The sequence below is a fragment of the Rhodoferax saidenbachensis genome, from assembly GCF_001955715.1.
GTDB classification, from domain to species: Bacteria; Pseudomonadota; Gammaproteobacteria; order Burkholderiales; family Burkholderiaceae_C; genus Allorhodoferax; species Allorhodoferax saidenbachensis.
In genome coordinates this window covers 302,854-320,141 of the sequence record NZ_CP019239.1, presented here as the reverse complement: position 1 = coordinate 320,141, position 17,288 = coordinate 302,854, and the positions used below count along the sequence as shown (strand labels likewise).

The window sequence follows — 17,288 nt, the reverse complement described above, 5'->3', positions numbered from 1 at the left end:
TGCCCCCCGAGGGGGCGCTCGCGGCTTGGGACGGCCCGGCGCCGCTCAGGTCACTCATTCGCCTTCTCCAAATTTATCTGCGATGAGAGCTAACAAGGCGTCCATGGCCTCTTGTTCGCGGTCGCCTGTGGTTTCCAGCAGTACTTCGGAGCCCAGACCCGCGGCCAGCATCATCACGCCCATGATGCTCTTGGCGTTCACACGGCGTTCGCCGCGAACCATCCAGACTTCGCAGGGGAAACTGCCGGCCAGCTTGGTGAGCTTGGCGGATGCGCGGGCGTGCAGGCCCAGTTTATTGACTATGGTCGTAGTGGCTTGGGTCATTGGGTTTGCGGTTCTGGTTTTGCGGCGCAGTGACGGCGACCTGCATGATGCTTTGGGTGCCGCCGGCCAGCGCGCGTGCCACCAGCACATCCAGCGCTTCATGGCGGTAGTTGATGGTGCGCAACAGCATGGGCAGGTTGACCCCGGCCACCAGCTTGGCGTTCACACCGTCCACCACCTTCTGGGCAATGTTGCAGGGCGTGGCACCAAACACATCGGTCAGCACCAGAGTGTAGGGCGCACCCATCTGCGCCAGCAGCGCCTGGGCTGCAGCACGCGTGGTGTCGGTGGCTTCGTTGGGGGGCACATCCAGTGCGGTGATACCGCTGGCCGACTCGGGGAACACATGCAACACGCACGCGCGCAGTGCGCTGGCCAGCGGCGCATGGGCGATGATGAGAATGCCTGTATTCATGGAGCAGCCCGGGTGGATTCGGTGTTGATTATGGCCGCTTTGCGCGCAGACAAATCGCGAGGCATTTCAGACGTAGCCGTGTACTCATAACCGCCGGGGTTCGGACACCAGCGTCTCGCTCATGTCAGGGGTCAGCCGGTCCGCGTATACCGCCATGTGGAAGACCGCATCCCCCACCAGCCACCAGGCCAGGCGAGCCTGTACTGCCGTGCCATCGGGCCGCTGACCCTGGGCCGCGAGCGACAGAGCTGGTGCACGGCCCGCACCTACGAGAGCTGGCAGCTCGGTTGCGGTGCTGCTGCGCATGGCTTGCAGGCTGGCGGCGCGCCACTCGGTCAGCAGCGTTGCGGCATGTGCCGCATTCGCGGCCTGCACGTGGCTGACCGCAAACAGCGCACCGGCCGCTTCACAACCCGCCATGCTGAGCACCACATCGCGCCCACCCATGGCAACGGTGCGTTGCGCCTGATCGGGTTTGCAGGGCAACATAACGGCTGCACCGCCCAGCGGCACCTCGCGCCAGTTCAATGCCGGGCTGCACGCCAGCAGCAGGGCGCTAGCAGCCACAACCAAGCCATGGCGCAACATGCCTCCTGTCACTTCAGCGCGCCGAAGACCTTGGTGAGGATGGCGCTGCCGTAGCCCACGGGGTTTTGGCGGATCTTCTTTTCTTCTTCGGAAATCATGAAGTACAGGCCATCGAGCGTCTTGCCGGTGACGTACTGCTGGATGTTGGCGTCTTCCTTTTTCACCAGGCCCAGCTCGGAAGCCTTGCCTGCGACCTGGTTGTATTTGTCGGCCAGGCCGACTTTGGCGGTGGCCTGGGTCACGATGGGGAGGAACTGCACACCGAGCGGCGTGCGGGTCTTGTCTGCAAAAAACTGGGTGACGGCCGTGTCACCTCCGGTGAGGATGCCTTTGGCGTCGTTCACCGTCATGCCATTCACGGCCTTGGCGAGCAGGTTTTTGGCCAACGGCACGGCGGCTTCAGCGCCACGGTTCATGGCGGTCAGCAGTTCGTCGATGCGGGCGCCCTGGCCGAACGTACGCATCAATTTCGCGGCATCTTCCAGATATCCGGGCAAAGGAATGCGAACTTTTTCGTTGCCGAGGAATCCATCCTTGGCGCCCAGGATGCCGATGGCAGACTGGGCGCCCTTTTCCAGTGCAGTTTTGAGCCCTTTGGACGCGTCCGCGTTGGTCAGGTCTGCCAGTGTGAGCGCATGGGCCTGCTGCAGGGTCATGGTGAACAGGGCCAGCGTGGAGAGGGAAAGAGAATTAAACTGACGACGATCCATGGATACCACCTTGTTATGAAACGAAATATTGCAGTTGCCGCCATCCTAGCGTTTTGCGCCCTGCTGGCAGGCACTTATTTCTGGAGCAGCAGCTCTGCTGCGCCGGCAGCCACCTATGTGCTGCTGGATGGGTCCAAGAAGCAGACATCCGACCTCAAGGGCCAGGTCACGCTGGTCAACTTCTGGGCCACCAGCTGTGTCACCTGTGTGGCCGAAATGCCCAAGCTGATCGCCACGCATGAGAAGTTCAAAAGCCGCGGCTATGGCACGCTGGCCGTGGCCATGCAGTACGACCCGCCCAGTTATGTGGTGAATTTTGTGCAGACCCGCAAACTGCCATTTGACGTAGCCATCGACAACACCGGCGACGTGGCCAAATCCTGGGGAGAGGTGCAGTTAACCCCCACCAGCTACCTGGTCAACAAGCGGGGCGAGATCGTCAAGCGCTACGTGGGCGAGCCCAACATGGCAGAGCTGCACCAGTTGATAGACAAGCTGCTGCTGGAGTCCTGACTTATACGTAAAAAGTGCCTGCAGCCCTTATGTAACGTGCGCAGGCAGCTATTAAATCAGTAGCATTTTAGCACTGCCACGCGCCGCATCAGGAGCGGAAAGCGTCGTGGCAAGCCTTGCACGAACCACCCACCGCACCCACAGCCGCCTTGATACTGTCCAGGTTGCCGGTTTTGGCAGCGGCATTGAGCTTGCTCATTTCGCCCTGCATCTTCTCGGAATACTCCATGAACTTGGCTTTGTCGGACCAGATTTCCGCCTTGGCCTTGGTGTTTCCTCACTTGTCGGTACCCTCGCCAAAGGCCGCCCAGGGCAGTTTGGACATGAACTCCGCCGTCGCGGCGCTTTCTGCCGCCACCTTGGCATCAAAAGGCGCCCGGCCTGCGGCCATGGTGGCCACGCGAGCAAAGTTCTGCTGCATCACAAACAAGGCACTTTGGCGGTACTTGATCGCATCTTCAGGTTTGGCAAATTGGGCCATGGCGGGAACAGACAACGCGCAGGCGGCAGCCGCCAGAATGAAAGAAGCAATTTTCTTCATGGTGTTTCCTGAAAATGGAGGTTGAAAAAGGGGAGAACCGGATAGAGTGTAGGCGGCGCGCGAAAGTTCTGCCTTGCGCCGCGAGTCAGGGAAACTACTGATTTGGCGCGGTTTTCGAGCGCCAGGGCGTGGACTACGGGCTTTGAAGGAGACGGATGGTGAAGAAAGTCAGGGTTTGGGATTTGCCGACACGCCTGTTCCACTGGGCACTGGCGGTGTGTTTCGTGGGGCTCATCATTACCAGCCAGGTGGGGGGCGAGGCCATGGTCTGGCACTTCCGTCTAGGCTATTCGGTACTCAGCCTGTTGCTGTTTCGCCTGGTCTGGGGTGTCGTCGGAGGGCGCTGGTCGCGCTTCGCCTCTTTTATGTACACACCCAGCACCCTCATTCGTTATCTCAAAGGTGAACACCGCGCAGAACATGCGGTGGGCCACAACCCGCTGGGCGCCTTGTCGGTATGGGCGCTGTTGGGTTTTGTCCTGTTGCAGGTAGCAGCCGGCCTGTTCAGCGATGACGAAATTGCAACCTCCGGGCCTTTGTCCAAAATGGCTTCTGGTGAGTGGGTAGGGCGTGCCACCGACTACCACACCGAAGTAGGCATTGTGATCCTGATCGCTTTGGTCGTCCTGCACATTGTCGCAATCCTCTTCTACCGCATCAAGAAGAAAGAAGACCTGATTTCTCCCATGCTTAACGGCGACAAAGAGCTGCCGGACACCGTCGAACCATCGCGCGACGATGCGGTGAGCCGCACCCTGGCGGCCGCGGTCTTTTTGTTGTGTGCCGGCGCAGTCACTTGGCTGGTTCGCTGGGCCAACTAGCGCGCATATTCATAACCATGCAACCCGGAAATCTGGAAGTGACGTTGGTATCGCCGGCCACCAAAGCCGAACTGGACGCCGTGCGAACCTTGTTTATGGAATACGCACAGTCCCTCAAAGTGGATCTGTGTTTCCAGAACTTTGAAGATGAGTTGCGCGACCTGCCCGGCGAATACGCAGCGCCCCGTGGCGCATTGCTGCTGGCCACTGTAGGCGGTCAGTTCGCTGGCTGTTGCGCCTTGCGGCCTCTGGACACAGTGGACTATGCCAATGCCTGTGAAATGAAACGCCTGTATGTGCGTCCCGACCACCGGGGCAGCGGCCTGGGGCGGATACTGGCGGAGGCAACGCTGGATGCAGCCCGCCAGCAAGACTACGACTGCATCCTGCTGGACACCCTGGACGACATGGAGTCGGCCCGCGCGTTGTACCAGGAGCTGGGATTTGTCGAAGTGCCCCCCTACTACTACAACCCAATCCCCGGAGCGCACTACCTGAAGGCCGATCTCTAGGCATAAAAAAACCCAGCCAGACTTCCGTGCGGCCGGGCTTTTGCCAAAGGCAGGTCTTAGGCCTTGGTCTGGGCCAGCAGAGTAGCAGCGTCGCTGACCTCGAACTTGCCGGGGCCTTCAATGTTCAGCGCCGTCACCTTGCCGTCCTTGACCAGCATGGAATAACGGTTGCTGCGCAGACCCATGCCGCGGCTGGTCAGGTCCAGCGTGAGGCCGGTGGCCTGGGCAAAGGCGGCACTTCCGTCAGCCAGCATGCGCACCTTGCCATCCGTCTTCTGGTCACGTGCCCAGGCGCCCATCACAAACGCATCATTCACGCTGACGCACCAGATCTCATCCACACCAGCAGCCTTGAACGCATTGAAGTTCTCTACGAAACCAGGCACGTGTTTGGCAGAGCAAGTGGGCGTAAACGCGCCTGGCAAGGCAAACAGGGCAATGGTCTTGCCCGCCGTGGCTTTGGTCACGTCGACCGGATTGGGACCAATGCTGCAGCCCTCCCCTTCGACTTCGGAATATTCCATCAGTGTGGCTGCGGGAAGAGAATCACCTACCTTGATCATGCTGGCTCCTTAAAAATGCAATCTGTACTTACCAATAAAAACGGCTCACATTGTGAGCCGTTTTAAAGTGCCTTGCAGCGAACTTAAGCAATATGCTTAAACCGCAGCAGCCTTTTCAACCAAACGGGTCGCAACCCAGTTTTTGGTCTTCGAGATAGGCTTGCTTTCGGTGATTTCGATCACGTCGCCCATGTGGTACTCGCCCTTTTCGTCATGGGCGTGGTACTTGCTCGACTTGGCAACGATCTTGCCATAGAGCTCGTGTTTAACACGGCGCTCGATCAGTACTGTCACTGTCTTCGAACGCTTATCGCTGACCACCTTGCCAACCAAGGTGCGCTTGAGGGATTTTTTAGCTTCCGTCATTTATCGCTCCTTATTTGGCGGATTTTTCAGCGCTTTGCTTCTCGACAAGAATAGTCTTGGCGCGAGCAATATCGCGGCGCGCAGTGCGCAGCGTAGCGGTGTTGTTGAGTTGTTGTGTAGCCTTTTGCATACGCAGGCCAAAGTGGGCTTTTTGCAGCGCTTTGACTTCCGATTGCAGTCCGGCAACGTCTTTGGTCCGCAGTTCAGCAGCTTTCGTCATTTCGATATCTCCTGAATTACTGGCCAATCATGCGTGCCACGAAAGTGGTACGCAGAGGCAGTTTGGCCGCAGCCAAACGGAATGCCTCGCGTGCCAGCTCTTCAGGCACACCGACGATTTCAAACACGATCTTGCCGGGCTGAATTTCAGCCACGTAGTACTCGGGGTTACCTTTACCGTTACCCATACGCACTTCAGCAGGCTTTTGGGAGATCGGCTTGTCAGGGAACACGCGAATCCAGATACGGCCGCCACGCTTCACGTGACGGGAAATTGCACGGCGTGCAGCTTCGATCTGGCGAGCCGTCAGACGGCCGCGATCAGTACATTTCAGACCAAAGTCACCGAATGCGACCGAGCTGCCTCGTGTCGCGATGCCGGTGTTACGGCCCTTTTGCTCTTTGCGGTATTTCCGGCGAGCGGGTTGCAACATGGTTATTCTCCTTTACCGTCAGCTGCTGCGGCTGGCGCGGCGACTTTGCGAACGCGCTTAACGGCGGGTTTGGTAGCGTCGACGCCAGAGGCCTCGACGGGCTTGTCGCTGCCATCAGCCGGTGCAGTGTTGCCACCGACTGGACGACGAGGTGCAGCACCGCGGGGCGCCGGACGGTCAGAACCGGGGCGTGCACCGCCACGGTCGTCACGACGCGGGCCACGTGGGCGACGTTCTTCTTCGGCACGGGGCTCAGTGGCAGCCGGCAGGTCGTTACGACCCAGTGTGTCACCCTTGTAGACCCAAACCTTGACGCCGATCACACCGTAGGTGGTCTTGGCTTCAGAGGTGCCGTAGTCGATGTCAGCGCGCAGAGTGTGCAAAGGCACGCGGCCTTCACGGTACCACTCGGTACGTGCGATTTCGATACCGTTCAGACGACCGGCAGACATGATCTTGATGCCCAGGGCGCCCAAACGCATGGCGTTTTGCATGGCGCGCTTCATGGCACGGCGGAACATGATGCGTTTTTCGAGCTGTTGGGTGATGCTGTCAGCGATCAGCTTGGCATCGATTTCGGGCTTGCGCACTTCTTCGATGTTCACTGCCACAGGCACGCCGAGCTGCTTGCCCAGTTCGCGCTTGAGGTTTTCGATGTCTTCACCCTTCTTGCCGATCACCACGCCCGGACGGGACGAGAAGATCGTGATACGGGCGTTCTTGGCAGGACGCTCGATCAGGATGCGAGACACCGAAGCGTTTTTCAGCTTCAGCTTCAGGTACTCACGTACCTTGATGTCTTCGGCCAGCATGCCGGCGAAGTCACGGTTGTTGGCGTACCAGCGAGAAGACCAATTACGGCTCACCGCAAGGCGAAAGCCGGTGGGGTGTATTTTTTGTCCCATAAATTCCTGGCCTCTTTCAGTTACCAACCGTCACGTACACATGGCACGTGGGTTTGCGAATTTGGTTACCGCGGCCTTTGGCGCGGGCCGTAAAGCGACGCAGAGAAGCACCTTGTTCGACGTAGATGGTCGTAACCTTCAGTTCATCGATATCGGCACCATCATTGTGCTCAGCATTGGCGATCGCGGACTCCAGAACCTTCTTGATAATCACAGCAGCTTTTTTCTGTGTGAATTGCAGGATGTTCAGGGCTTGGTCCACTTTCTTGCCGCGAATCAGATCCGCGACCAGACGACCTTTGTCCACAGACAAACGGACGCCACGAAGGGTTGCACGTGTTTCCATGGTCAATCCTTATTTCTTCTGGACTTTTTTGTCCGCAGGGTGACCCTTGAAAGTACGGGTCAGAGCGAACTCACCCAACTTGTGGCCAACCATTTGATCGGTGATATAGACCGGAACGTGCTGCTTGCCGTTATGCACGGCGATCGTCAGACCGATGAAATCGGGCAGGATCATGGAGCGGCGCGACCAGGTCTTAATCGGCTTTTTGTCCTTGGTCGCCACAGCCTTTTCAGTCTTGGCGATCAGGTGGTGGTCCACGAAGGGACCTTTTTTGAGAGAACGAGTCATTTACCTACCCCTTACTTCTTGCGACGCGACACGATCATGACCTGCGTGCGCTTGTTGTTACGGGTACGGTAACCCTTGGTCAGATTACCCCAAGGATCGACTGCATGACGGCCTTCGCCAGTCTTGCCTTCGCCACCACCGTGTGGGTGGTCGACCGGGTTCATCACCACACCGCGAACGGTCGGGCGAATACCCATCCAGCGCTTGACACCGGCTTTACCCAGGCGGCGCAGGCTGTGCTCTTCGTTGGCCACTTGGCCAATCGTTGCGCGGCAGTCGATGTGGACCTTGCGGACTTCACCGGAACGCATGCGAACCTGAGCGTAAGTACCTTCGCGGGCCAGCAAGGTGGCAGATGTACCCGCAGAGCGGATGATCTGGGCGCCCTTGCCAACTTGCAATTCCACGCAGTGGATGATGGAACCCACGGGGATGTTGCGAATCGGCAGCGTGTTACCAACGCGGATGGGAGCTTCGGAACCATTCATGATGGTTGCGCCGACTTCCAGACCACGCGGAGCAATGATGTACTTGCGTTCACCGTCTGCGTAGCACACCAGAGCGATGTGCGCGGAACGGTTAGGGTCGTACTCAATACGCTCAACCTTGGCAGGAATTGCGTCCTTGTTGCGGACAAAGTCGACCACACGGTAGTGGTGCTTGTGTCCACCGCCCTTGTGGCGAGTCGTAATGTGGCCGTTGTTGTTACGACCGGCTTGCTGGAACTGGGGTTCCAGCAAGGCAGCGTGAGGCGCACCCTTGTACAGGTGGTCACGCGAAATCTTCACCACGCCACGACGGCCTGGGGAAGTTGGTTTCATTTTGATAACAGCCATGATTACGCAGCCTCCCCGCCGAGGTTCAGCTCTTGACCAGCCTTGAGCATCACGTAGGCTTTGCGAACATTGTCGCGACGGCCATTGGATTTGCCAAAGCGCTTGGCCTTGCCTTTTGTGTTCACCACAGAAACGCCTTGTACTTCCACCTTGAACATCAATTCCACAGCGGCCTTGATTTCGGGCTTGGTAGCGTCTTGCAGCACCTTGAATGTCACGGCATTGGATTTTTCAGCAACCATGGTGGCCTTTTCGGACACGATGGGAGCAACCAAAACCTGCATCAAGCGACCTTCGTCGTACTTGACTTTCGACGTGTTGTTCATACGGGCGCTCATGCGAACATCTCCTTGAGTTTGTCCATGGCAGCCTTGGTCACCAACACCTTGCGGTAGTGCACCAACGACAGCGGATCAGCGTAACGTGGCTCAACAACCAGGATGTTCACCAGATTGCGCGATGCCAGGTACAGGTTCTCATCCACTTCGTCTGCAATCACCAGCACCGACGATTCAAGGTTCATGGCCTTGAATTTGGCAGCCAGTGGCTTGGTCTTGGGAGAGTCAACTTTCAGGGAATCAACCACCGCCAGACGACCTTCACGGGCCAACTGGGACAGGATGGAAGCCATACCAGCGCGGTACATCTTCTTGTTGATTTTCTGAGCAAAGTTTTCGTCAGGCATGTTCGGAAAAATACGACCGCCTCCGCGCCACAGTGGCGAGGACGTCATACCAGCGCGAGCGCGACCGGTTCCCTTTTGCTTGAAAGGCTTCTTGGTGCTGTGATGGACTTGTTCGCGATCCTTCTGGGCACGGGTGCCCTGACGCGCGTTGGCTTGGAAGGCCACCACCACTTGGTGAACCAAGTCTTCGTTGTATGCACGACCAAACACGGTCTCGGGCGCGTCGTATTTCGACGTAGCCTGACCTTGGTCATTCAGGAGTTCGAGCTGCATCAGTTCGCTCCTTTCGCTGTTTTAGCCTTGACTGCGGGACGGACGGTTACAAAACCACCGGCCGCACCGGGGATTGCACCCTTGATCAGCAGCAGTTGACGGGCTTCGTCGATACGAATCACGTCGAGGTTTTGGGTCGTCTTGGTGACATCACCGAGGTGACCGGTCATGCGCTTGCCAGGGAATACTCGACCTGGATCTTGCGCCATACCGATAGAGCCGGGGACATTGTGCGAACGGCTGTTACCGTGAGAAGCACGCTGCGAGCTCATGTTGTGACGCTTGATGGTACCGGCGAAGCCTTTACCAATGGAAGTGCCTTGCACGTCCACTTTTTGACCCACAACAAATACATCAGCCACAGGCACAGTAGCGCCGGTTGCGTACTTGGCGGCAGCGTCAGCTGTTATGCGGAATTCCTGGATGATTTCACCGGCTTCAACACCCGCTTTGGCGAGGTGACCGGCAATAGGCTTGGTCACACGCGAAGCTTTGCGCGAACCGAACGTTACCTGCAAGGCAACGTAGCCATCGTTCTCCTGGGTTTTGACCTGCGTCACGCGGTTGTTGGAAACGTCTACCACCGTCACAGGAACTGCATCCCCGTCTTCGGTGAATAGGCGCATCATGCCAACCTTGCGACCCAGCAACCCTAAGTGATTGCTAAGACTCATTGTTTTCTCCGTAACTTCCACCGGTACGACTGCAATTGGCAGTACCGTTTTTGCGTGAAAGACTGTTAATAAAACCCGAAGGACAGGTCATAGCCTGTCCAAGCGAGCCCGCGAGTATAACCCGCTCCTTAAATCCGTGCAAGCCTGAATTTACATCCAGACCTGCACAAACCCATTACTGCAGCTTGATTTCCACGTCGACGCCGGCTGGCAGGTCGAGTTTCATCAAAGCGTCCACGGTCTTGTCCGTAGGATCCACGATGTCCATCAGGCGCTGATGGGTGCGGATTTCGAACTGGTCGCGGCTGGCCTTGTTCACGTGGGGTGAACGCAGGATGTCGAAACGCTTCATGCGGGTTGGCAGAGGCACAGGGCCCTTGACAATCGCGCCGGTGCGCTTGGCGGTGTCCACAATTTCAGCGGCCGATTGGTCGATGAGCTTGTAGTCAAACGCTTTCAGACGGATACGGATCTTTTGCTTGGTAGCCATGGTAATTCCTTTAGGTACTGCGAATTACGCGATGATTTTGGCAACCACACCGGCGCCCACGGTACGACCACCTTCGCGGATAGCGAAGCGCAGGCCTTCTTCCATGGCGATGGGGTTGATCAGCTTCACAGTGATCGACACGTTGTCACCAGGCATGACCATTTCCTTGCCTTCTGGCAACTCGATCGCACCGGTCACGTCCGTTGTACGGAAGTAGAACTGAGGGCGGTAGTTGTTGAAGAAAGGCGTGTGGCGGCCGCCTTCGTCCTTGGACAAGACATAGATCTCGCCAGTGAAGTGGGTGTGGGGCTTGATGGAGCCGGGCTTGCACAGCACTTGGCCGCGCTGCACGTCTTCACGCTTGGTGCCGCGCAACAGGATACCGACGTTGTCGCCCGCTTGACCTTGGTCCAGCAGCTTGCGGAACATTTCCACGCCAGTGCAGGTGGTCTTTTGGGTGTCAGCAATACCGACGATTTCGATTTCTTCGCCGACTTTGACCACACCACGTTCGATACGGCCAGTCACCACGGTGCCGCGGCCAGAGATGGAGAACACGTCTTCCACGGGCATCAGGAACGCGCCGTCAACAGCACGCTCTGGCAGGGGGATGTAGCTGTCCAGTGCGTCGGCCAGTTTCATGATGGCGCCTTCACCCAGGTCACCCTTGTCGCCTTCCATGGCGAGCTTGGCAGAGCCGTGGATGATGGGGGTCTTGTCGCCTGGGAAGTCGTACTTGTCGAGGAGTTCGCGAACTTCCATTTCGACCAGTTCCAGCAGTTCAGCGTCATCGACCATGTCGCACTTGTTCAGGAACACGATGATGTAAGGAACACCCACCTGGCGAGCCAACAGGATGTGCTCACGGGTCTGAGGCATGGGGCCGTCAGCTGCGGAGCAAACCAGGATGGCGCCGTCCATTTGGGCAGCGCCAGTGATCATGTTCTTCACATAGTCAGCGTGTCCGGGGCAGTCAACGTGGGCGTAGTGGCGGTTAGCCGTTTCGTATTCCACGTGGGCGGTGTTGATCGTGATACCGCGTGCTTTTTCTTCAGGCGCTGCGTCGATCTGGTCGTAAGCCTTGGCAGAACCGCCAAACTTGGCTGCCAGCACGGTCGTGATGGCCGCTGTCAGCGTAGTCTTGCCATGGTCAACGTGGCCAATCGTGCCCACATTGACGTGAGGCTTCGTACGTGTGAATTTTTCTTTACCCATTTTTCAAATCTCCAAAGAGCTAATCCCGTGTATTGGTTTTATGTCTGCACGGTGTTGCTGGTTCGCCCCGCACGGAAAACAGGGCGGCACACCGTCGCAGACAGGGAACTAATTAGAGGGGTCAGACCACACGCTGAAGCAAGTGGTCTGACCCCTGGTCATTATTTTGCGCGAGCAGCCATGATGGCTTCAGACACATTGCGCGGAGCTTCCGCGTAGTGCTTGAATTCCATCGTGTAGGTAGCGCGGCCTTGCGACATCGAACGCAGCGTGGTGGAGTAGCCGAACATTTCGGACAGCGGAACTTCGGCTTTGATCGCCTTGCCACCGCCAACCATGTCGTCCATGCCTTGCACCATACCGCGGCGGCTGGACAGATCGCCCATCACGTTACCGGCATAGTCTTCAGGCGTTTCCACTTCCACAGCCATCATGGGCTCCAGAATCACGGGGTTGGCCTTGCGGCAACCTTCCTTGAAACCGAAGATAGCGGCCATCTTGAACGCGTTTTCGTTCGAGTCCACATCGTGGTAGGAACCGAAAGTCAGCGTGACCTTGACGTCCACCACGGGGTAACCGGCCAGCACGCCTTGGTTCAGCGCTTCGATGACACCCTTTTCAACCGCAGGGATGAATTCGCGAGGAACCACACCGCCCTTGATCGCGTCGACGAACTGGAAGCCCTTGCCGGCTTCGTTCGGCTCGACCGTGAACACCACGTGACCGTATTGACCCTTACCACCGGATTGGCGAACGAACTTGCCTTCGACTTCGGTGACTTGCTTGCGAATGGTTTCGCGGTAGGCAACCTGGGGCTTGCCCACGTTGGCTTCCACGCCAAATTCGCGCTTCATGCGGTCAACAATAATTTCCAGATGCAACTCGCCCTGACCGCCAATGATGGTCTGGCCGGATTCTTCGTCGGTTTGCACGCGGAAAGATGGATCTTCTGCAGCCAGACGGCTCAGAGCAATACCCATTTTTTCCTGGTCGGCCTTGGTCTTGGGCTCGACGGCTTGGCGGATCACCGAGTCCGGGAACACCATGCGCTCCAGTGTGATCACAGCTTGCGGATCGCACAGGGTTTCACCGGTCGTCACGTCCTTCAGACCCACGCAAGCGGCGATGTCACCGGCGCGGATTTCATCCACTTCTTCGCGGTTGTTGGCGTGCATCTGCACGATACGTCCGATACGCTCCTTCTTGCCGCGCACCGCGTTGTAAACGGTGTCGCCCTTTTTCAGAACGCCGGAGTACACACGCACGAATGTCAACTGACCCACAAACGGATCCGTCATCAATTTGAACGCCAGCGCAGCGAACTTTTCGTTGTCGTCGGCCCTGCGGGTGACTTCCTTTTCGTCTTCGTCAAAGCCCTTGATGGCTTTCACGTCGAGCGGGGAAGGCATCAGTTCGATCACGGCGTCCAGCATGCGCTGCACACCCTTGTTCTTGAACGCAGTACCGCACAACATAGGCTGGATTTCGCCAGCAATGGTGCGCGCGCGCAGACCGGCGGTGATCTCTTCTTCGGTCAAGTCACCTTCTTCGAGGTACTTGTTCATCAGTTCTTCGGTGGCTTCAGCCGCAGCTTCAACCATCTTCTCGCGCCACTCTTTGGCAGTTGCCACGAGTTCAGCGGGGATTTCTTCGAAGGTGAACTTCATGCCCTGAGACGCTTCGTCCCAGATGATGGCTTTCATCTTGCGCAGATCGACCACGCCGGTGAAGTTTTCTTCAGCGCCAATTGGGATGACGACGGGCACAGGGTTGGCCTTCAGGCGCAACTTCATCTGTTCCACAACCTTGAAGAAGTTGGCACCCGTACGGTCCATCTTGTTCACGAAGGCCAGACGTGGCACCTTGTACTTGTTCGCCTGACGCCACACGGTTTCAGACTGGGGCTGCACGCCACCCACAGCGCAATACACCATGCATGCACCGTCCAGCACGCGCATGGAACGCTCCACTTCAATCGTGAAGTCCACGTGTCCAGGTGTATCAATGATGTTGATGCGGTGCTCGGGGAAGGACGCATCCATACCCTTCCAGAAGCAGGTTGTTGCTGCGGAAGTAATGGTGATACCACGCTCTTGCTCTTGCTCCATCCAGTCCATGGTGGCTGCGCCGTCGTGCACTTCACCAATCTTGTGGTTCACACCGGTGTAAAACAAAATACGCTCGGTCGTGGTGGTCTTGCCAGCGTCAATGTGCGCTGAAATACCAATATTGCGATAGCGCTCAATGGGAGTATTGCGAGCCATGATGGATCCTTGGTTGGTCTGTATCTTTAAACTGCCAGCAGCAAGGGCTCTTGATCCTTGCTGCGTGGCGAGCGACTTTCGAAGTGTGGCCGGTCAAAATGACGGCGCCATGGCACCGCCAGGGCCCGCCCCACCTGAAAGTCGCGAATACCGCTTTAGAAGCGGAAGTGGGAGAAAGCCTTGTTGGCTTCTGCCATGCGGTGAACTTCGTCACGCTTTTTCATGGCACCGCCACGGCCTTCAGTGGCTTCCAACATTTCGTTGGCCAGACGCTGCGCCATGGACTTCTCACCGCGCTTGCGGGCGGCATCCTTGATCCAGCGCATGGACAAAGCCAGGCGACGGACAGGGCGCACTTCAACGGGCACCTGGTAATTGGCACCACCCACACGGCGGGATTTCACTTCCACCATGGGCTTGACGTTGTTGATAGCGACGGTGAAAGCTTCCACCGGGTCTTTATCAGGGTGCTTCTTGGCGATCAGCTCGAGAGCACCGTAAATGATGCGCTCGGCTACAGCCTTCTTGCCGCCTTCCATGATCACGTTCATGAATTTGGACAGCTCTACATTGCCGAACTTGGGATCCGGCAGAATTTCACGTTTAGGGACTTCGCGACGACGTGGCATTTTTTCACCTCTTTGCTTCAGTTGGCACCTTTGCAGGCACCGCGAGAGTTAATCAATAAGACTCTCACTTACTCGACCCAAACAGCGGGTCACTTCGTTCATTTCCTGCGCCACGCAGCAAACAAACACCTTTTACTTTTCCAAATCCAGGGCTGATCGCCTTGAATCCAGGTCAATTTACTTGGCCTTTGGCTTCTTTGCACCGTACTTGGAGCGCGATTGCTTGCGGTCTTTCACGCCTTGCAAATCGAGCGAGCCACGAACGATGTGGTAACGCACACCGGGCAAATCCTTGACACGACCGCCGCGAACCAGCACTACGCTGTGTTCTTGCAGGTTGTGGCCTTCACCGCCGATGTAGGAAATGACTTCAAAACCGTTGGTCAGGCGCACTTTGGCGACTTTACGCAGAGCGGAATTGGGCTTTTTAGGCGTTGTGGTGTACACACGGGTGCACACACCGCGACGCTGCGGAGAGTTCTGCATAGCAGGGCTCTTCGACTTGATGGTCTCGACCTCACGGCCTTGACGCACGAGCTGGTTAATGGTTGGCATTGAAAAACGTCCCTAAACGTTTGAATATTACGAAAACGTGAATCTCTTCGGAATTTCCGAAAAGCCTTCTAATGTATCAGATTGAGGGTTTCCCTGCAAGAACTGCGGGGTGGTGCGGCGCATTGCGTCGACTTGGTTGCCCAATGAAAGTCGCGAAACCTCGATTTCGGCGACTTTCAGTGCAATCCTATCAAAGCCGTCTTAGCGAACCCACAAACGCATGGCATCCCATGCGCGGCCAAAGATACCGGCCTGGTCAACGCCTTCCAGCGCCAGCAAAGGCACATCCACCACCGGCTGGTCACCCGCCAGAACCCGCAAGGTCGCCACTTGTTGCCCACGGGCAAACGGTGCAACCAGGGGCTCGGCACGGATGATCTGGGTTTTGAGCTTGGCCGCGCTGCCATGCGGGACAGCGACGACGATCGAATGGGGGCGCCCCAACTTGACCGTAGAAGCCGAGCCCTTCCAGACGTTGGGCGTGGCCACCGCTTGGTTGGCGTCAAACAACTTGACCGGCTCATAGGCGGTGTAGCCCCAGTTCAGCAGTTTCTGGGACTCGTTGGCACGGGCGTTTTCGCTGTCGGCGCCCAGAATGATGGACAACAGGCGGCGGCTTCCGGTGGCCTCGGGCGAACCGGCGGGAGCACCCGGCGTCACCAGATTGGCAAAGTCGCGCTTGGCCGTGGCCACCATGCAGTAGCCGGCCGCGTCGGTGTGACCGGTCTTCAGGCCATCGACCGTCGGGTCACGGAACAGCAGCAGATTTCGGTTGCTGTCATTGGCGGCCGGGGTGCCGGGGTAGCGGTATTTCTTGATGGCGTAAATCCCCACGTACTCCGGGAAATCCGCCATCAACCGGGTGGCCAGGATGCTCAGGTCGCGTGCGGTGGTGGTGTGGCCAGCTTCAGTCAGGCCTTCGGGGTTCTTGTACCCGGTGGCCTTCATGCCCAGCAGCTTGGCCTGCGCATTCATCATTTCGACAAACCGTTCAGCCGTGCCCCCCACACCTTCGGCCAGCGCCATGGTGGCGTCGTTGCCGGACTGCACGATCATGCCCTTGATCAAATCGTCCACCGGCACCTGCATCTTGGGGTCGATGAACATGCGCGATCCAGGCATCTTCCAGGCGCGTTCACTGACCGGCATGGTTTGCTTGATATCGATTTTTTTGGACTTCAGCGCGTCAAAGACCAGATACGCCGTCATCAGCTTGGTCAGCGAGGCTGGTTCTACCGGCGTGTCGATTTCCTTGGAGGCCAGGATCTGGTTGGCCGTGACATCGAGCAACAGGTAAGAACGGGCCGCAATTTCCGGAGCCTGGGGCGTTTGTGCGGCAGCACCAAGGCAGACCGTGACCAAAAGAGCGGTAAAAAATGATTTCATGGGGAGTTCGTCAGTAGATGTCTATGCGGCGGCGCCAGGCTCGGCCTGGAGGTGGCGTACCACCAGGCTGCGCAAAAGCGGCAATTGTCCATGAAAGAAGTGCGCCACCCCGGGAATCACCGTGACAGGCAAGGTTTGCGGCCGTGCCCAAGTCATCACGTCGGCCAGTGGCACGGTGTCGTCTTGTTCGCCGTGCAGCACCAGCGTGCGTTCGTGCAATTCGGGCGGTACCGGAGCAACCGTGAATCGGGATGCAGCCGTGCCTACCAGCACCAGCTTCTCCGGGGCGCGGTCCGGACCCAACGCAGCGACCGCATGGCTGGTGACAAAAGCGCCAAACGAGAACCCGGCCAAGGCCAAAGCACCCTGCGGTGCGCTGTGGGCAATCACCGCCAGCAGATCCTGCAGTTCGCCGCGGCCTTCGTCGTACACGCCTTCACTGTCGCCCACACCGCGGAAGTTGAAACGCACGGCGCGCCAGCCGCACTGGACAAATGCACGTGCCAAGGTCTGCACGACCTTGTTGTCCATGGTGCCGCCGAACAGCGGATGCGGGTGGGCGATCACCACCACACCCCGTGCGGACGCGCCCGGCGCCAAGGTTGGCTCGTCGATCTGGGCGGCCAATGCGCCAGCCGGGCCGGACAGGCTGATTTTTTGGGTCTGGGTGTTCACAAAATGCTACTTAATTGATAGCTGCTTGCGCAATATCCGCAAGGGCTAGAGGCCAATTTGA

25 protein-coding genes and 1 pseudogene are annotated in these 17,288 nt (G+C 57.8%); 3 read left to right on the top strand and 23 right to left on the bottom strand.

Annotated features, from left to right (window positions below; all coding sequences use genetic code 11):
• Positions 1 to 54 precede the first annotated feature (54 nt).
• From RS694_RS01595 to RS694_RS01580, 4 genes are all read right to left on the bottom strand, one after another.
• On the bottom strand, positions 55 to 324 hold the full coding sequence (locus RS694_RS01595; RefSeq protein ID WP_029708135.1) for an HPr family phosphocarrier protein: 270 nt from the start codon (positions 322 to 324) through the stop codon (positions 55 to 57).
• Complete coding sequence (locus tag RS694_RS01590; RefSeq protein ID WP_029708134.1) at positions 293 to 739, bottom strand: PTS sugar transporter subunit IIA; 447 nt, start codon at positions 737 to 739, stop codon at positions 293 to 295. Before RS694_RS01590 ends, RS694_RS01595 begins: the two co-directional genes overlap by 32 nt.
• 84 nt (positions 740 to 823) lie before the next feature.
• Positions 824 to 1,327 (bottom strand): hypothetical protein, encoded by a 504-nt coding sequence (locus RS694_RS20705; RefSeq protein ID WP_029708133.1) that lies wholly within the window; start codon positions 1,325 to 1,327, stop codon positions 824 to 826.
• Positions 1,328 to 1,335: 8 nt separating this feature from the next.
• Positions 1,336 to 2,037 (bottom strand): DUF4197 domain-containing protein, encoded by a 702-nt coding sequence (locus RS694_RS01580; RefSeq protein WP_029708132.1) that lies wholly within the window; start codon positions 2,035 to 2,037, stop codon positions 1,336 to 1,338.
• Between the two features lie 15 nt (positions 2,038 to 2,052).
• Between RS694_RS01580 and RS694_RS01575 the strand changes: the two genes are divergently transcribed.
• On the top strand, positions 2,053 to 2,550 hold the full coding sequence (locus RS694_RS01575) for a TlpA disulfide reductase family protein (protein WP_029708131.1): 498 nt from the start codon (positions 2,053 to 2,055) through the stop codon (positions 2,548 to 2,550).
• Between the two features lie 88 nt (positions 2,551 to 2,638).
• Here the strand turns inward: RS694_RS01575 and RS694_RS01570 are convergent.
• Positions 2,639 to 3,091: pseudogene (locus RS694_RS01570) on the bottom strand (c-type cytochrome).
• Between the two features lie 155 nt (positions 3,092 to 3,246).
• Here RS694_RS01570 and RS694_RS01565 point away from each other — a divergent pair.
• Complete coding sequence (locus RS694_RS01565) at positions 3,247 to 3,912, top strand: cytochrome b/b6 domain-containing protein (RefSeq protein ID WP_029708130.1); 666 nt, start codon at positions 3,247 to 3,249, stop codon at positions 3,910 to 3,912.
• A 17-nt stretch (positions 3,913 to 3,929) separates the two neighbouring features.
• Positions 3,930 to 4,424: a GNAT family N-acetyltransferase gene (locus RS694_RS01560; RefSeq protein WP_029708129.1), complete on the top strand. Its 495-nt coding sequence runs from the start codon at positions 3,930 to 3,932 to the stop codon at positions 4,422 to 4,424.
• Positions 4,425 to 4,480: 56 nt separating this feature from the next.
• Here RS694_RS01560 and RS694_RS01555 read toward each other — a convergent pair whose 3' ends face one another.
• The 18 genes from RS694_RS01555 to RS694_RS01470 form a co-directional block, all read right to left on the bottom strand.
• Positions 4,481 to 4,987, bottom strand: coding sequence for a peroxiredoxin (locus RS694_RS01555; RefSeq protein ID WP_029708127.1), 507 nt, complete (start codon positions 4,985 to 4,987; stop codon positions 4,481 to 4,483).
• A 96-nt stretch (positions 4,988 to 5,083) separates the two neighbouring features.
• On the bottom strand, positions 5,084 to 5,353 hold the full coding sequence (gene rpsQ, locus RS694_RS01550) for a 30S ribosomal protein S17 (RefSeq protein ID WP_029708125.1): 270 nt from the start codon (positions 5,351 to 5,353) through the stop codon (positions 5,084 to 5,086).
• Positions 5,354 to 5,363: 10 nt separating this feature from the next.
• On the bottom strand, positions 5,364 to 5,573 hold the full coding sequence (gene rpmC, locus RS694_RS01545; protein WP_029708123.1) for a 50S ribosomal protein L29: 210 nt from the start codon (positions 5,571 to 5,573) through the stop codon (positions 5,364 to 5,366).
• Between the two features lie 16 nt (positions 5,574 to 5,589).
• On the bottom strand, positions 5,590 to 6,006 hold the full coding sequence (gene rplP, locus RS694_RS01540; protein ID WP_029708121.1) for a 50S ribosomal protein L16: 417 nt from the start codon (positions 6,004 to 6,006) through the stop codon (positions 5,590 to 5,592).
• Between the two features lie 2 nt (positions 6,007 to 6,008).
• The gene (gene rpsC / locus RS694_RS01535; protein WP_029708119.1) at positions 6,009 to 6,911 is read right to left on the bottom strand and encodes a 30S ribosomal protein S3; all 903 of its coding nucleotides are present in this window, start codon (positions 6,909 to 6,911) and stop codon (positions 6,009 to 6,011) included.
• Between the two features lie 16 nt (positions 6,912 to 6,927).
• Complete coding sequence (gene rplV / locus RS694_RS01530; RefSeq protein ID WP_029708118.1) at positions 6,928 to 7,257, bottom strand: 50S ribosomal protein L22; 330 nt, start codon at positions 7,255 to 7,257, stop codon at positions 6,928 to 6,930.
• Positions 7,258 to 7,266: 9 nt separating this feature from the next.
• Positions 7,267 to 7,545, bottom strand: coding sequence for a 30S ribosomal protein S19 (gene rpsS, locus RS694_RS01525; RefSeq protein WP_029708116.1), 279 nt, complete (start codon positions 7,543 to 7,545; stop codon positions 7,267 to 7,269).
• A gap of 11 nt (positions 7,546 to 7,556) precedes the next feature.
• Positions 7,557 to 8,381, bottom strand: coding sequence for a 50S ribosomal protein L2 (gene rplB / locus RS694_RS01520; protein ID WP_029708114.1), 825 nt, complete (start codon positions 8,379 to 8,381; stop codon positions 7,557 to 7,559).
• 2 nt (positions 8,382 to 8,383) lie between these two features.
• Positions 8,384 to 8,707, bottom strand: coding sequence for a 50S ribosomal protein L23 (gene rplW, locus RS694_RS01515; protein WP_152528836.1), 324 nt, complete (start codon positions 8,705 to 8,707; stop codon positions 8,384 to 8,386).
• A gap of 8 nt (positions 8,708 to 8,715) precedes the next feature.
• On the bottom strand, positions 8,716 to 9,339 hold the full coding sequence (gene rplD, locus RS694_RS01510; RefSeq protein ID WP_029708112.1) for a 50S ribosomal protein L4: 624 nt from the start codon (positions 9,337 to 9,339) through the stop codon (positions 8,716 to 8,718).
• Complete coding sequence (gene rplC, locus RS694_RS01505; protein ID WP_029708111.1) at positions 9,339 to 10,013, bottom strand: 50S ribosomal protein L3; 675 nt, start codon at positions 10,011 to 10,013, stop codon at positions 9,339 to 9,341. Before rplC ends, rplD begins: the two co-directional genes overlap by 1 nt.
• Before the next feature lie 175 nt (positions 10,014 to 10,188).
• On the bottom strand, positions 10,189 to 10,503 hold the full coding sequence (gene rpsJ / locus RS694_RS01500) for a 30S ribosomal protein S10 (RefSeq protein WP_029708110.1): 315 nt from the start codon (positions 10,501 to 10,503) through the stop codon (positions 10,189 to 10,191).
• 24 nt (positions 10,504 to 10,527) lie between these two features.
• Positions 10,528 to 11,718, bottom strand: coding sequence for an elongation factor Tu (gene tuf, locus RS694_RS01495; protein ID WP_076069245.1), 1,191 nt, complete (start codon positions 11,716 to 11,718; stop codon positions 10,528 to 10,530).
• A gap of 161 nt (positions 11,719 to 11,879) precedes the next feature.
• The gene (gene fusA, locus RS694_RS01490; protein ID WP_076069242.1) at positions 11,880 to 13,982 is read right to left on the bottom strand and encodes an elongation factor G; all 2,103 of its coding nucleotides are present in this window, start codon (positions 13,980 to 13,982) and stop codon (positions 11,880 to 11,882) included.
• A 155-nt stretch (positions 13,983 to 14,137) separates the two neighbouring features.
• Positions 14,138 to 14,611 (bottom strand): 30S ribosomal protein S7, encoded by a 474-nt coding sequence (gene rpsG / locus RS694_RS01485; RefSeq protein WP_029709417.1) that lies wholly within the window; start codon positions 14,609 to 14,611, stop codon positions 14,138 to 14,140.
• A gap of 177 nt (positions 14,612 to 14,788) precedes the next feature.
• A complete protein-coding gene (gene rpsL, locus RS694_RS01480) occupies positions 14,789 to 15,166 on the bottom strand; it encodes a 30S ribosomal protein S12 (RefSeq protein WP_011466063.1) in 378 nt (125 codons plus the stop codon).
• Between the two features lie 201 nt (positions 15,167 to 15,367).
• The gene (locus tag RS694_RS01475; protein ID WP_029709416.1) at positions 15,368 to 16,552 is read right to left on the bottom strand and encodes a D-alanyl-D-alanine carboxypeptidase family protein; all 1,185 of its coding nucleotides are present in this window, start codon (positions 16,550 to 16,552) and stop codon (positions 15,368 to 15,370) included.
• A gap of 21 nt (positions 16,553 to 16,573) precedes the next feature.
• Complete coding sequence (locus tag RS694_RS01470; protein WP_029709415.1) at positions 16,574 to 17,227, bottom strand: alpha/beta hydrolase; 654 nt, start codon at positions 17,225 to 17,227, stop codon at positions 16,574 to 16,576.
• Positions 17,228 to 17,288: the final 61 nt, after the last annotated feature.

Coding starts and splice junctions, on each gene's coding strand:
- RS694_RS01595 (WP_029708135.1), bottom strand. CDS start 324: ATGACCCAAGCCACTACGACCATAGTCAATAAACTGGGCCTGCACGCC.
- RS694_RS01590 (WP_029708134.1), bottom strand. CDS start 739: ATGAATACAGGCATTCTCATCATCGCCCATGCGCCGCTGGCCAGCGCA.
- RS694_RS20705 (WP_029708133.1), bottom strand. CDS start 1,327: ATGTTGCGCCATGGCTTGGTTGTGGCTGCTAGCGCCCTGCTGCTGGCG.
- RS694_RS01580 (WP_029708132.1), bottom strand. CDS start 2,037: ATGGATCGTCGTCAGTTTAATTCTCTTTCCCTCTCCACGCTGGCCCTG.
- RS694_RS01575 (WP_029708131.1), top strand. CDS start 2,053: ATGAAACGAAATATTGCAGTTGCCGCCATCCTAGCGTTTTGCGCCCTG.
- RS694_RS01565 (WP_029708130.1), top strand. CDS start 3,247: ATGGTGAAGAAAGTCAGGGTTTGGGATTTGCCGACACGCCTGTTCCAC.
- RS694_RS01560 (WP_029708129.1), top strand. CDS start 3,930: ATGCAACCCGGAAATCTGGAAGTGACGTTGGTATCGCCGGCCACCAAA.
- RS694_RS01555 (WP_029708127.1), bottom strand. CDS start 4,987: ATGATCAAGGTAGGTGATTCTCTTCCCGCAGCCACACTGATGGAATAT.
- rpsQ (WP_029708125.1), bottom strand. CDS start 5,353: ATGACGGAAGCTAAAAAATCCCTCAAGCGCACCTTGGTTGGCAAGGTG.
- rpmC (WP_029708123.1), bottom strand. CDS start 5,573: ATGACGAAAGCTGCTGAACTGCGGACCAAAGACGTTGCCGGACTGCAA.
- rplP (WP_029708121.1), bottom strand. CDS start 6,006: ATGTTGCAACCCGCTCGCCGGAAATACCGCAAAGAGCAAAAGGGCCGT.
- rpsC (WP_029708119.1), bottom strand. CDS start 6,911: ATGGGACAAAAAATACACCCCACCGGCTTTCGCCTTGCGGTGAGCCGT.
- rplV (WP_029708118.1), bottom strand. CDS start 7,257: ATGGAAACACGTGCAACCCTTCGTGGCGTCCGTTTGTCTGTGGACAAA.
- rpsS (WP_029708116.1), bottom strand. CDS start 7,545: ATGACTCGTTCTCTCAAAAAAGGTCCCTTCGTGGACCACCACCTGATC.
- rplB (WP_029708114.1), bottom strand. CDS start 8,381: ATGGCTGTTATCAAAATGAAACCAACTTCCCCAGGCCGTCGTGGCGTG.
- rplW (WP_152528836.1), bottom strand. CDS start 8,707: ATGAACAACACGTCGAAAGTCAAGTACGACGAAGGTCGCTTGATGCAG.
- rplD (WP_029708112.1), bottom strand. CDS start 9,339: ATGCAGCTCGAACTCCTGAATGACCAAGGTCAGGCTACGTCGAAATAC.
- rplC (WP_029708111.1), bottom strand. CDS start 10,013: ATGAGTCTTAGCAATCACTTAGGGTTGCTGGGTCGCAAGGTTGGCATG.
- rpsJ (WP_029708110.1), bottom strand. CDS start 10,503: ATGGCTACCAAGCAAAAGATCCGTATCCGTCTGAAAGCGTTTGACTAC.
- tuf (WP_076069245.1), bottom strand. CDS start 11,718: ATGGGTAAAGAAAAATTCACACGTACGAAGCCTCACGTCAATGTGGGC.
- fusA (WP_076069242.1), bottom strand. CDS start 13,982: ATGGCTCGCAATACTCCCATTGAGCGCTATCGCAATATTGGTATTTCA.
- rpsG (WP_029709417.1), bottom strand. CDS start 14,611: ATGCCACGTCGTCGCGAAGTCCCTAAACGTGAAATTCTGCCGGATCCC.
- rpsL (WP_011466063.1), bottom strand. CDS start 15,166: ATGCCAACCATTAACCAGCTCGTGCGTCAAGGCCGTGAGGTCGAGACC.
- RS694_RS01475 (WP_029709416.1), bottom strand. CDS start 16,552: ATGAAATCATTTTTTACCGCTCTTTTGGTCACGGTCTGCCTTGGTGCT.